Consider the following 11,979-nt stretch of genomic DNA (forward strand, 5'->3'; position numbering starts at 1 on the left):
GAGGCGGCTATCCCGTCCGCGCCCGTCGCCCCTCGATCGGATACGCCGGATCGTTGTAGCCCGGCGTCGACGGATGGCCCGATACGACCAGGCGATCGATCAGCGCTTCGTCCTCGGCGGTGAAGCGATAGTCGAGCGCGCGGACGTAATCGTCCCATTGTTCTTCGGTACGGGGACCGGCGATGACCGCGCTGACGAAGGCGGAGTTCAGCACCCAGGACACCGCGAACTGTCCGGCGGTGACGCCCTTGGCTTCGGCGTGCCTGCGGATTTCCTGCGCGAGCTGCAGCGATTCCGGCCGCCATTCGGTCTGCATCATGCGTTTGTCGTTGCGGCCCGCGCGCGTCTCCTTGTCGGGCGCGGCGTTGGGCGCGTATTTGCCGGTGAGCACGCCGCGCGCCAGCGGGCTATAGGGCACGATGCCGAGGCCGTAGAAATGGCAGGCCGGGAAATGCTCGACCTCGGGCATGCGGTTCATCGCATTGTAATAGGGCTGGCTGACCACCGGGCGGTCGATGCCGAGGCGGTCGCAGATGCTGCAGATTTCCGAAACGCGCCAGGCGCGGTAATTCGAAACGCCGAAATAGCGCACCTTGCCCTGCCGGAGCAGCTCGCCCATCGCGCGCACGGTTTCCTCGAGCGGCGTCGAATGGTCTTCCTTATGCAGATAATAGATGTCGATATAATCGGTGCCGAGCCGCTTCAGGCTTTCGTCCGCGGCCTGCAGCACCCAGCGCCGCGACAGCCCGCCGCGGTTGGGATCGTCGCCCATGGGATTGGCAAGCTTGGTGGCGACGACCCAGCTTTGCCTGCTGTTGGAAATGGCGCGCCCGACCACCTGTTCGGAATTGCCGTCATTATAGGCATCGGCGGTATCGATGAAGTTGATTCCGGCCTCGCGCGCCTTGGCGACGATCCGCGTCGAGGCCGCCTCCTCGGTCGGCCCGCCGAACATCATGGTGCCCAGGCAGATCGGCGAAATCTTCAGGCCGCTGCGGCCGAGTTGACGATATTGCATCGGGGGGTCCTCTGAGAATGCGCGAAAATTACTCGCCAGAATAGCAACTGTAACTCGTCATTGCGAGGAGCGAAGCGACGAAGCAATCCATACTTCCTTTGGCGCTATGGATTGCTTCGCGGAGCCTGTCATCGGGCGGCGCTTCGCGCCGACCCGTTGGCTCGCAATGACGGGGAGGCAGGCCAGCCCCGCTCCCTCAATCGCTCTTCAATATCTTGAACACGCCGCTGGCCATGGCGATGCAGCGTTTATCGACGGTGATTTCCGTGGTGATGAAGATCAGGCTCCGCGTGGAGCGGACCACGTGCGGCTTGGAAATCAGGGTCTCGCCGATCTTGCCGGCCTCGACAAAATGGGTGTCCATCTGGACGGTCGCCAGTGTCGGCTTGCCCGATACGTATCGCGCGGTCATGCCGCAGGTGCGGTCCGCGAACGTCATGAGAACGCCGCCCTGCACCAGGCCGCGGCGGTTGTGATGCTTGTCCTGCGCCACAAGCGCATATTCATGTTCGCCCGCGACGACCCGCTGCCACAGCGGTCCGATCAGATACAGGAACCCGGTGGTCTCGACCACGGTCCAGCCGGAGGCCTTGAGTGTCGCCGTGGCCTTGTCGGTCATGTCAGCTATTCCGGTTGGACGACGCGTTCGGAGGGGGCGAAGGCATTTCATCAGTCGCCGGCGTGTTGTAGTCAAGCGGGATGACCAGGCCGTTCGACGATGCCACACGGCGGAATATCGCGGCGCGTTGCGCCGGCTTCGCGCGACTTCCGGAAGACGAACCAGCGGGATCGCTGAAGCGCGCCGCGGTCGCGATCGCGCTGGTCGAGGCCGGCGATGGTGGAAACGGAACGGCGCTGTTGCTGACGCTGCGCGCCGCCAGCCTGCGCGCCCATCGCGGTCAATGGGCGCTGCCGGGCGGACGCTGCGACCGCGGCGAAACGGCGATCGATGCTGCGCTGCGCGAATTGCACGAGGAACTCGGCCTCGAACTGAACCCCAACGCGGTGCTGGGCCTGCTCGATGATTACCCGACCCGCTCGGGCTATCTGATCACCCCGGTGGTGGTGTGGGCGGAGGCGAGTGCCGTGATATCGCCCAATCCGCAGGAGGTCGCCTCCGTGCACCGGATCGGGCTCGATGCCATCGAGCACGCGCACGCCTTCGATTTCACCGCGATACCCGAGAGCACGCGGCGCGTGATCCGCTTTCATCACGATGGCGGCATCATTCATGCGCCGACGGCGGCGCTGATCTATCAGTTTCGCGAGGTGCTGGCCGGGCGCGATACCCGCGTCGCCGAGCTGGAACAGCCGGTGTTTGCCTGGAAGTAGCCGCGGTTTGGGCTACAACGGACCGATGCGCCATCAACCGATTCGCCATCCAAGCTATTTCGCGCTCGCGCTGCTTTTAATGGCGCCGCAGGCCGCGGCGATGGATGCCGTGCCAATGCCATCAGCCGCTTCCGGCGCGATGGCGCAGGCGGCCTCGCCCCAGGCGGTCGCCGAATATCGCCGCTTGCTGAAGGCGTATCAGGAAGCCCGTGCGACGTATGAAGAGGAGGCCAGCGCCTACTGGACGTCGATCGCCGAGAAGCGGCGCGGTCGCAACGCCAAGCGGCGCGAGCATCTCGCCATCGGGCTCGACGATTATGTGCTGACCCAGCCGCCGGTCTATGCCGGGCCGAAACGGCCGGTGAATCCGGAGCCGTCGGCCGAGCCCGAACGTCCGCCCCGCGAGCGCAAATATATCCCCGTGGTCGCCGATCTTCTGAAAGCAGCCGCCGAGCATTTCCAGTTCGTGCCGCAGCGGCCTACAAGCGAAATCGAGTTCAAGCGCGCCTATGCCCACACAGCCTCGGACGCTGGGTTGACGCGCGAGCAGGCGGTGCGCGTCTATGCGTTCGAGACCGGCGGCAACGGCAATCACGACATGCAATCGGGGCTGGAGTATTCGCGGGCCGCGCGCGCGATCTCCACCGCGATCGGCTATAACCAGCTGCTCACCACCAACAGCGTCGAACTGCTCGCCGAACAGGGCCGCGAATTCGTCCGCGCGCTCACCGAGAAAGCGGCGCAATTATCCGGCAGTCAGCGCGCCGCGATGGAGCACAAGATCGCCGTGCTGAAGCGGATGGTGGCACTGGCGCGCTCGGTGCCGGACGAATGGGGGCTGCACGAGAAGATCGGCGATACACCGCAGGGCTGGGCCATCCATGCCATGGTGCTGGACATTGACGTCGGCCCGCTGCTGCAGACCCACAAGCTCCTGACCTCGGTGATCTTCGCGCGCGCCAAGGGCTACACCAAGCCGCTCACCGCCGCCGAACTGGAGATGATGAACCTGACCGGCGACGGCACCGGGCTAGACATGGTGACGATGCCGCAGGCGCTGCGCGAGCAGGTCCCCACCGCGAATTTCTTCCAGCGCTCGGGCTATGAGCGCAATCCGGTGGCGATCCGCCACAACACGGTGGCCAAGCTGCTCGCCATCACCGACTCCAGGATGGACAGCAACAGCCGCCTGCCCGGCGCAAAGGAGCTGGCAGCGGCGTTTTAGCTCGGCGTCTCAGTCCTATCGTCATGCCCGCGAAGGCATCCAGTAACCCGCACCGCCGGAATAATATCCCGGGCGGCGCGGCGTACTGGATCATCCGCTTTCGCGGATGATGACATCATAACGTTACGCCGCTTCAGCTCAATCCGACCCGAACATGAATTTGCCGTCACCTTCGAGAAACGGCCCGGTCCGCATGTAGAGTTGTCCGTTCTGGCCAATGAAGAACAAGGTGCCCTTGGGCACCTTCTTGGCGCCCTTCAAGAGCAGGCCCGCATTGTTGGTGCCCATCTTGTAGGAAAAGGTCTTGCCTTCCTTGTCGTAGCCATAGCCCACGTCCGGCTTCAGCTCCCAGGGCGTCGGCGCGGCGGCTTCCGCGAAGGCGGCTGTCGTCAATGCGGCGCCCGCCAGCGCGGCTGCGATTAGCAATGTCCTGGTCGATAATCTCGTCATCCTGCATGCTCCCCAAAGGTCCGAAAAATCTGGTCTGCCATGGCGCCCAGCCATGTCCGAACAAAACACGAACGCTGATCTCGCGTCAATACGACAAGCCTGTTCGACGCGCGGCGCGCCGTTCAAGAGTTTGGGATTTCCCGCTGGTCCCTTCGCGACTATGTTCCGGTTTCGGGCTAGAAGAAACGCTTGCAAAGCACGTCACAGGGATGATTCGGATGAACCACGTCATGAAAATTTGTTGTGTTGTCGCGTTGGGAATGGTGACGCTGGTGCCGGTCGCCCGGGCGGAGGATTTGTTCAAACTGTCCAACAATCAGAGAATTTCCTGCAGCCGCGGCCTCGCCGCCGGCAAGCTCAATACCGCGACCTGCAAATCCTACACCTACATCTTCAATGTCAAGACGTCGGAGTATTACCGCTGCCAGGTCAGCCTGGCATTGACGCGCGACAACAAGGAAGTGATCAACGTCCAGACCGACGGCAGCTGCACCAAGAAGCCGCGCATCTTCGAGACCGATTCCAGTTACTCGTTCGACGCCACCGAAACCGAGCCGCCGAACACCAATTCGTTTTTCGGTCCTGGCGGCTACTCGATATGGGCGAGCGACAACACCGCGCAGAAGGTTCGCGGCTGCATCATCATCTCCTCCGGCCTCGGCTCCGATATCTCCAAATGCCTGGACATGACGTTCCAGTGAGCCGCATCGGCTGATCTGAAATCAGAGGCCCGGAGCTGTCTTGCGCGTGGCCGGCATCCCGCGCGCCGGCCCGAACGGCTGTTTTGCGCAACCCTGTTGGCCGATGGCATAGGTTGACCCCGGACCTCGCTCCGTCCAATTTCGCGGCCGTTTCTGGGGGGAATAATGATCATGAATTCGAAATTGGTTGCGGCTGTCGCCGCGCTCGCGGTGGTTTTGTCGGCGCCTGCGGCGCGGGCACAAGCATTCATTAACGTGCTGACCGGCGGCACCTCCGGCGTGTATTATCCGCTCGGCGTCGCCATCGGAAAAATCTTCAGCGACAATATCCCCGACGTGAAGACCCAGGTGCAGGCCACCAAGGCGTCGGTCGAGAATCTGATCCTGCTGCAGCAGGGCCGCGGCGAGATCGCGTTTTCGCTCGGCGATTCCCTGAAAGCCGCCTGGGAGGGCGACGAAGAGGCGGGCTTCAAGTCGAAACTGGACAAGCTGCGCACCATCGGCGCGATCTATCCGAACTACATCCAGATCATCGCCACCGCCGACAGCGGCATCAAGACGCTGGCCGACCTCAAGGGCAAGAGCCTCTCGGTCGGCGCGCCCAAGTCGGGAACCGAACTCAACTCGCGCGCCATCCTCGCCGCGGCGGGGCTGAGTTACAAGGACATGGGCAAGGTCGAATATCTGCCGTTCGCGGAATCCGTCGACCTGATGAAGAACCGGCAGTTGAACGCGACGCTGCAATCGGCCGGCCTCGGGGTGGCCTCGCTGAAGGATCTGTCGACCTCGACCGAGATCAGCGTGGTGTCGGTGCCCAAGGAGGTGGTCGACAAGATCGGCGCGCCGTTCAAGTCGGTCATCATTCCCGCCAACACCTATACCGGCCAGGACAAGGACGTGCCGACCGCGGCGGTGATCAACTATCTCGTCACCAGTTCGGCCGTATCCGACGATCTTGCCTATCAAATGACCAAACTGATCTACGAGTCGCTGCCGGATCTGGCCAACGCGCATGCGGCCGGCAAGGAGATCAAGCTGGAGAACGCCGCGACTGGCAGTCCGGTGCCGCTCCACCCCGGCGCGATCCGCTATTACAAGGAAAAGGGCCTGATCAAGTAGGTCCGCCGCGGACAGCCGTGGCCGGGCATCGTCGCAGCGGCGCCCGGCCAATCGATTTTTTAGACGAATTTAACTTTCTGGCGGGATGCGCGGTGCAGGTCCGCGCATGAATTATCCCAGGGCCGGGCGCCGATGCTATAAGGCGGTGGCTGGAGTTGGGTGCTGGGGAACGACAAAAAATGCTGCAGGCTGTGGGCGCAGAGGCGCCCGTCAAGGTTGAATTCGACAATTTCGAACACGGATTCCCGGAAGGTTTTGGCCCTGGCTTCTGGGGACATCTGGCCTATGCGATCGGCATCCTGTTCGCGGCGTTCCAGCTCTATGTCGCGGCGTTCAACTATTTGCCGAGCCAGGTGGTGCGCGGCGTTCATGTCGGCTTCCTGATCCTGATGACCTTCGGCCTGATTGGCAACTTCACCGCCAGGAGCAATGTCGGCCGCGCGGCCGGCTGGCTGATCGGCAGCGTCGGATTCATGTGCGGGCTCTATCAGTGGATCTTCTACGCCGACCTGATCGCGCGCGACGGCGATCCGACGCGGCTCGATCTCGTGGTCGGCACCGTGCTGGCTGTCCTGATCTTCGAAGGCACGCGGCGGCTGATGGGCCTTGCGCTGCCATTGATGTGCGGCGCCTGCATTCTCTACTGGTTCTTCGGTCAGTATCTGCCGGCGCCGTTCAACCATCGCGGCTACGGCTTCGACCAGATCATCACCCATCTTTCCTACGGCACCGAAGGTTTTTACGGCGTGCCGATCTACGTCTCGGCGACCTACATCTTCCTGTTCATCCTGTTCGGCTCCTTCCTCGAGCGCGCCGGGATGATCCAGCTGTTCACCGATGTCTCGCTCGGCCTGTTCGGCGGCACCCGCGGCGGACCGGCCAAGGTCGCGGTGTTCGCCTCCGGCATGATGGGAACGATCTCGGGCTCGGGCGTCGCCAATGTCGTTACCGTCGGCCAGTTCACGATTCCCCTGATGATCAAGTTCGGCTATCGCCGCGCCTTCGCGGCGGGCGTCGAGGCCACCGCCTCGATGGGCGGACAGATCATGCCGCCGGTGATGGGCGCGGTCGCCTTCATCATGGCCGAGACGCTGGGGGTCGAATATTCCGTCATCGTCAAGGCCGCGGTGATCCCGGCGATCCTCTATTTCGCCTCCGCGTTCTGGATGGTGCATCTGGAAGCCGGCAAATACGGCCTCGTCGGCATGAAGAGAGCCGAAATCCCGAGCGCCTGGAAGGCGCTGGTGGCGCGCTGGTATCTGGTGTTGCCGCTGGCGGCGCTGGTCTACATGCTGTTCGAGGGCTTTACGCCGCTCTATGCCGGCAGCATGGGCCTGGCGCTGACGGTGGCGCTGATCCTGGGCGCCAGCATTACACTCGGCTTCTCCAACAATGCGTTGCGCTACATTTTCTGGATCGGGCTCGCGCTGGTCGTCGCCGCGGTGTCGCACAGCGGCCTGGAGATCATTCCGGTGGCGGGCGTGGTCGGCGTTCTCGTGCTGATCTCGGCGCTGACGCGCGGTGGCCGGGCGACGCTCGCGGCATGCCGCGATTCGCTCGCCGACAGCTCCAAATCGGCGCTCACCGTCGGCATGGCCTGCGCCATCGTCGGCGCCATCATCGGCATGATGTCGCAGACCGGTGTCGGCACCATCTTCGGCAGCTGGGTCATTGGCCTCGGGGCCAAGAGCCTGTTCCTCGCGCTGGTCATGACCATGCTGCTGTCGATCCTGCTCGGCACCGGCATCCCGACCATTCCGACCTACATCATCACGGCGGCGCTCGCCGCGCCGGCCTTGGCGAAGCTCGGCGTGCCGCTGATCGAGAGCCACATGTTCGCGTTCTATTACGGCATCATGGCGGACCTCTCGCCGCCGGTGGCGCTGGCGGCGCTGGCGGCAGCCCCGATCGCCAGGGAAAACCCCGACAAGATCGGCTGGGAGGCGATGCGTATCGCGCTCGCCGGCTACGTGATTCCGTTCATCTTCGTCTATTCGCCGGCGCTGATGCTGCAGGCCGGCGATCCCATGGCCGTCCAGCTTGGATTCTACGGAGCGGTCGCGCTGGCGACCTTCAAGGCGCTGGTCGCCATCGCTTTGTTCGGCATGGTCGCGATCGGCTTCCTCTTTACCAACATGACGCTGGCCGAACGCGTCGTTGCCCTGCTGGCGGCGCTTTGCCTGCTCGGCGATTTCCGGTTCAGCGACACCCTGGGCTTCGCGCTGACGGCCGCGATCGTGCTGTGGCAATGGCGGCAGCGTGCGCCCACCGCGGCGGCGCCGGTTTGAGCCTTTGCCTCGCTTCGCTGGGCGTGGTGAAGACGCTGTCGATCGCGGCGTTCACGCTGGTGTGGACGCACTCGGTCGAAAAAGTCGACTGGCAGGAAGACTGGCGCGTCACCCCACACGGGCTGCAACTGGTGCAGGCGCGGGTCAAGGGCTCGGGCGCGGGGATGGAGCCGCCGCCGGAGGCGCGGCTCGTCGACGGCTGGTTTCAATGGCAGCCCGCGCGCCCACCGATGCCGCAAGTGCTGCTCGGCAATTCCGGCGCCGCCGGTGAATGGCGGCTGTGCAACGACGGGAGTTGCCGGACGCTGTCGGAGATTTTAGGGCATCCGATCGGAGCGAATGTGACGACGATGCAGGCATGTGATCCGTAGTAATTCGTAGCGCCCGGATGAAGCGAAGCGCAATCCGGGGAGCCGCACGGAAAGAATCCCGGATTTCGCTAACGCTCCATCAGGGCTACCATTGCTGCGAAGGATAACGATAAAAACACAGGGAGACGTCGATGGATCGGCTAAAAGGCAAAACCGCGCTCGTGGTCGGCGCCGGCTCGATCGGGCCGGGCTGGGGCAACGGCAAGGCTACCGCGGTGACCTTTGCGCGCGAGGGCGCGCAGGTGTTCTGCGTCGACCGCAACGGCGCCGCTGCGGAAGAGACCGCTGAAATCATCGCTTCCGAAGGCGGCAATGCCACCGCGTTCACCGCCGACGTCTCCCGCGCCGGGGATGTCGAGGCAATGGTTGCGGCGTGCCTGAAGGCCTACGGCTGCATCGACGTGCTCGACAACAATGTCGGCATTGCCGAGATGGGCAGCGTGGTCGATGTCACGGAAGCCGAGTGGGACCGCGTCTTCGCAGTCAACCTCAAGAGCGCGTTCCTCGCCATGAAACATGTGATTCCCGTGATGGTGCGGCAGGGCGGCGGCTCGATCGCCTCGATCCGGCATACCGGCGTGTCCTACGTCACCTACGCCGCCACCAAGGCCGCGATGAACCAGATGACGCGCACCACGGCGGTCGAATTCGCCCCGCAACACGTCCGGGTCAATGCGGTGTTGCCGGGCCTGATGAAAACGCCGATGGTGGAGCATTCGGCAGGACTGGCGTCGAGCTACGCCAAGGGCGACGTCGAGGCGATGTGGCGCGCGCGCGACGCGCAGGTGCCGATGGGGCACATGGGCGAAGCCTGGGACGTCGCCCATGCGGCGCTGTTTTTAGCCTCCGACGATGCGAAATACGTCACCGGCATCGAACTGGTGGTCGATGGCGGGATCACGCTCAAGATGAGTTGAGCCAACCAATCTCTATCGTCGTCCCTGCGAAAGCAGGGACAGCCAGGAAAATCACGCCTGCGCGCTCAATTCCGCGCGGTCGAATTCTTCCTCGAGTTGATGAAACGCATCGTCACTGATTTCTTCCGATTGCCGCAAATCGAGGATCGATCGCCGTGCCGCGGCGATCGCGCGCCGCCGCAGCGGGTCTGCCGGCAGTTCGCCGGTGGCAACGCCGCCATCGGGATCGCTCGCGGCGTGCAGCAACAACGCACGATATTCTAGCCTGAGGATTTCCGCAGCTTCCGACGGATCGCCGTCGATCTCATCCAATGCGGCCTGGAAGGCGACGGCGCGGGCGCGCGCGACTTCGGCGATCACCGGATTGTCCGCCTTCAGGTGCAGCGCCGATATCAGCGGGCGCAAGGTAAGGCCCTGAATCACCAGTGATCCAAGAACCACGGCGAACGCTGTCAACAGGATCAGGTCGCGATAGGGGAAGACTTCCGGCAGGGCGTAAGCGGCGGCCAGCGTCACGATGCCGCGCATGCCGCACCATGACACGACGATGCCGCTCGCAACGGTGGGTGCCGCGACCGAGCGCCTTGGATGGTAAATGCCTCGCGCGATCAAAAGCCGCATCATGACGCCATACGTCATCACCCAGCCAATGCGCGTCAGGATGACGACACCGAGCACGGCTGCGGCGGCCAGACAATATTTCAGCCGCACGGGATCGTCGAGCCGCTGCCAGATCGGCCGCAACTGCAGGCCGATCAGCATGAAGGCCAGCACATTCAGGACGAAGACGGCGGTGTCCCACACCGCATAGGATGGCACGCGCAACCGCGCGGGCGTCCGCTCCGGCGCCGTCCGCGCAATGGCGATCGCATAGGCGACGATGGTCAGGATGCCGGAGAGGCCGATCCGCTCGGCGACGATCCATACCGTGAAGGTGCCGGCGAATTGCACGATGATCGAGCTTGGCGCATCTGATATCCGCCTCATCGTCCACAACGAAATCCTGGCGAACAGATAGCCGGCTGCGAGGCTGCCAGCCAATGCCAGCAAGATGGCAGGCGCAAACTCGTTCCATCTGGAATGCTGGACTGCGGCGGCGCCGACCGCGACGCGGTAGATCAGGAGCGCGCTGGCGTCGTTGAGCAGGCTTTCGCCTTCGAGGATCTTGAGGATGCGGTAGGGCAGGTTGACCTGACGCAGGATGGCGGTCGCCGCGGCCGCGTCGGGCGGCGCCACAATGGCGCCGAGCGCGATCGCCGCTGCCCAGGGCATGTCCGGCAGCAACCAATGGATGAGCACCGCCACCGCCGAGGTCGTGAGGCCGACCGCCACGCATACCAGCGTCGAGACCAGTAGCCAGTTATCCCGGAGGTCGCGCAGCGACGTATCGTAAGCGGCATCCATCAGGACCGGCGCCACGAACAGCGCCAGCGCCAGACCGGGCTCTAGCGTCCAGGATGGACCGGAGGGCACGAAGGCCAGCAGCATGCCGCCGATGGCCAGGAAGGTCGGATAAGGGACTTTGATGTGCCGGGCCAGCCCCGACAGCAGCACCGCTGCAAGCAGCAGGGCAATAAGCCATTCGAATGTCGTCAAGCCACCGGTTCCCGTCGCACCCGTTCGATGTCGACGTCAGTCTAACATCGAAACGGGTACGTCGTCAGGGCGCGGCGAGGAAGCCAGTGCTATTGAGCAAGCGCCAGTATTCCGCCGGCGAGGGAATGCCAGGCCGCCGTCATGCTGATCGGCCAGTTCAGCAGCTTCACCGCCAGCAGCGCCGCGCCGCCATAGATATAGACGGGATGCGGGCGTCCGCAGCGGCGCCAGTCGGCGACGATCGCGACCACGAGCAGGAGATAGGCAACCATCGCAGGCCCGATGGTGACGGGGACCGGAGGCGGGCCGGGCGGTCCAGGAGGCGCCAGGAAAGTGAGAAACCAGCGCGCCACCGCCGCATCGAGGATCGAGATGGCGGCGAGCAGCATCAGCCGCTTGTGGGTTTCGGGCTGGCGCGTTTTGGCGATCGCCAGCCCAAGCACCACGGCAAAAAACAAAATTCCGCTGAGCGGGACGATCGCGAACGCAACTCCTGCGTCAAGCTGCCCGATCGCCGCCGAACGTTTCATCGCATTGACCGCCACCAGGAAACCGAAGATGGTCATCGCGGTCGCCAGCGATACGCCGATCACGCCGAGCGACCGATGCCGTGCCGTGCGGCCCGAGGCGGCGAGCCATGTCTGGAATGCAAAATACAGCGTCCAGGTGAAAAACAGCATGCCGTGGAAATGCACCACGGGTGTCGATGCGAACGATCCCGACGCCAGCGGCAGCCAATAGGTCGGCGCGAAGCCGAGAAAGGCCACCGCCATGCAGGCCAGCGCCATGTGGAAGTAGAAGTATCGCGCGGGTGCTGCAACGCCACGCACGCGAGGGTCGTCGATCACGGTTGTCATGCGGATTGAGTATACGGGCGCCGGATATGGTTCAAATGATTATTCGCCGTCCGCCGCGCGCGTGGGTCCTCGATTTTCGGCGCGCCGCTATTGCCTGATGGGCGC

The 11,979-nt window shown here is 63.9% G+C and carries 12 protein-coding genes; 7 read left to right on the plus strand and 5 right to left on the minus strand.

The genetic code is table 11. The annotated features are described in order from the left end of the window. Positions 1-7 precede the first annotated feature (7 nt). Positions 8-1,018, minus strand: a complete 1,011-nt coding sequence (locus tag B5525_RS14680; RefSeq protein ID WP_079566639.1) for an aldo/keto reductase — start codon at positions 1,016-1,018, stop codon at positions 8-10. Between the two features lie 196 nt (positions 1,019-1,214). After that, a complete protein-coding gene (locus B5525_RS14685) occupies positions 1,215-1,637 on the minus strand; it encodes a PaaI family thioesterase (protein WP_079566640.1) in 423 nt (140 codons plus the stop codon). An 80-nt stretch (positions 1,638-1,717) separates the two neighbouring features. On the opposite strand from B5525_RS14685, the gene B5525_RS14690 reads away from it, so the two are divergent. Both B5525_RS14690 and B5525_RS14695 read left to right on the plus strand, forming a co-directional pair. Then, positions 1,718-2,350, plus strand: a complete 633-nt coding sequence (locus B5525_RS14690) for an NUDIX hydrolase (RefSeq protein ID WP_079566641.1) — start codon at positions 1,718-1,720, stop codon at positions 2,348-2,350. Between the two features lie 79 nt (positions 2,351-2,429). Continuing rightward, a complete protein-coding gene (locus B5525_RS14695; RefSeq protein ID WP_244568042.1) occupies positions 2,430-3,575 on the plus strand; it encodes a hypothetical protein in 1,146 nt (381 codons plus the stop codon). 138 nt (positions 3,576-3,713) lie between these two features. On the opposite strand, the gene B5525_RS14700 is transcribed toward B5525_RS14695, so the two are convergent. Further along, complete coding sequence (locus B5525_RS14700) at positions 3,714-4,025, minus strand: hypothetical protein (RefSeq protein WP_079566642.1); 312 nt, start codon at positions 4,023-4,025, stop codon at positions 3,714-3,716. 218 nt (positions 4,026-4,243) lie between these two features. Between B5525_RS14700 and B5525_RS14705 the strand changes: the two genes are divergently transcribed. The 5 genes from B5525_RS14705 (at position 4,244) to B5525_RS14725 (ending at position 9,421) form a co-directional block, all read left to right on the plus strand. After that, the gene (locus B5525_RS14705) at positions 4,244-4,726 is read left to right on the plus strand and encodes a hypothetical protein (RefSeq protein ID WP_079566643.1); all 483 of its coding nucleotides are present in this window, start codon (positions 4,244-4,246) and stop codon (positions 4,724-4,726) included. A 171-nt stretch (positions 4,727-4,897) separates the two neighbouring features. Continuing rightward, complete coding sequence (locus B5525_RS14710) at positions 4,898-5,845, plus strand: TAXI family TRAP transporter solute-binding subunit (protein WP_079573376.1); 948 nt, start codon at positions 4,898-4,900, stop codon at positions 5,843-5,845. A 179-nt stretch (positions 5,846-6,024) separates the two neighbouring features. After that, positions 6,025-8,133 (plus strand): TRAP transporter permease, encoded by a 2,109-nt coding sequence (locus B5525_RS14715; protein ID WP_079566644.1) that lies wholly within the window; start codon positions 6,025-6,027, stop codon positions 8,131-8,133. Then, entirely contained in the window at positions 8,094-8,504 is a 411-nt protein-coding gene (locus B5525_RS14720) for a DUF1850 domain-containing protein (protein WP_154073227.1), read from the plus strand. The genes B5525_RS14715 and B5525_RS14720 overlap by 40 nt, the downstream gene beginning before the upstream one ends. A gap of 131 nt (positions 8,505-8,635) precedes the next feature. Beyond that, complete coding sequence (locus B5525_RS14725; RefSeq protein ID WP_079566645.1) at positions 8,636-9,421, plus strand: SDR family NAD(P)-dependent oxidoreductase; 786 nt, start codon at positions 8,636-8,638, stop codon at positions 9,419-9,421. A gap of 51 nt (positions 9,422-9,472) precedes the next feature. Here the strand turns inward: B5525_RS14725 and B5525_RS14730 are convergent, their stop codons facing one another. Together B5525_RS14730 and B5525_RS14735 are read right to left on the minus strand one after the other, a co-directional pair. After that, positions 9,473-11,017 carry a cation:proton antiporter gene (locus tag B5525_RS14730; protein ID WP_079566646.1) on the minus strand — a complete coding sequence of 515 codons (1,545 nt, stop codon included), beginning with the start codon at positions 11,015-11,017 and terminating at the stop codon, positions 9,473-9,475. Positions 11,018-11,106: 89 nt separating this feature from the next. Next, on the minus strand, positions 11,107-11,874 hold the full coding sequence (locus B5525_RS14735) for a hypothetical protein (RefSeq protein WP_079566647.1): 768 nt from the start codon (positions 11,872-11,874) through the stop codon (positions 11,107-11,109). Positions 11,875-11,979: the final 105 nt, after the last annotated feature.

Source organism: Bradyrhizobium erythrophlei, assembly GCF_900129505.1.
Classification (GTDB): Bacteria; Pseudomonadota; Alphaproteobacteria; order Rhizobiales; family Xanthobacteraceae; genus Bradyrhizobium; species Bradyrhizobium erythrophlei_D.

What these genes read in the sequence shown, in the direction of transcription:
- B5525_RS14680 (WP_079566639.1), bottom strand. Translation starts at nt 1,018, where the DNA reads ATGCAATATCGTCAACTCGGCCGCAGCGGCCTGAAGATTTCGCCGATC.
- B5525_RS14685 (WP_079566640.1), bottom strand. Translation starts at nt 1,637, where the DNA reads ATGACCGACAAGGCCACGGCGACACTCAAGGCCTCCGGCTGGACCGTG.
- B5525_RS14690 (WP_079566641.1), top strand. Translation starts at nt 1,718, where the DNA reads ATGACCAGGCCGTTCGACGATGCCACACGGCGGAATATCGCGGCGCGT.
- B5525_RS14695 (WP_244568042.1), top strand. Translation starts at nt 2,430, where the DNA reads ATGGCGCCGCAGGCCGCGGCGATGGATGCCGTGCCAATGCCATCAGCC.
- B5525_RS14700 (WP_079566642.1), bottom strand. Translation starts at nt 4,025, where the DNA reads ATGACGAGATTATCGACCAGGACATTGCTAATCGCAGCCGCGCTGGCG.
- B5525_RS14705 (WP_079566643.1), top strand. Translation starts at nt 4,244, where the DNA reads ATGAACCACGTCATGAAAATTTGTTGTGTTGTCGCGTTGGGAATGGTG.
- B5525_RS14710 (WP_079573376.1), top strand. Translation starts at nt 4,898, where the DNA reads ATGAATTCGAAATTGGTTGCGGCTGTCGCCGCGCTCGCGGTGGTTTTG.
- B5525_RS14715 (WP_079566644.1), top strand. Translation starts at nt 6,025, where the DNA reads ATGCTGCAGGCTGTGGGCGCAGAGGCGCCCGTCAAGGTTGAATTCGAC.
- B5525_RS14720 (WP_154073227.1), top strand. Translation starts at nt 8,094, where the DNA reads ATGGCGGCAGCGTGCGCCCACCGCGGCGGCGCCGGTTTGAGCCTTTGC.
- B5525_RS14725 (WP_079566645.1), top strand. Translation starts at nt 8,636, where the DNA reads ATGGATCGGCTAAAAGGCAAAACCGCGCTCGTGGTCGGCGCCGGCTCG.
- B5525_RS14735 (WP_079566647.1), bottom strand. Translation starts at nt 11,874, where the DNA reads ATGACAACCGTGATCGACGACCCTCGCGTGCGTGGCGTTGCAGCACCC.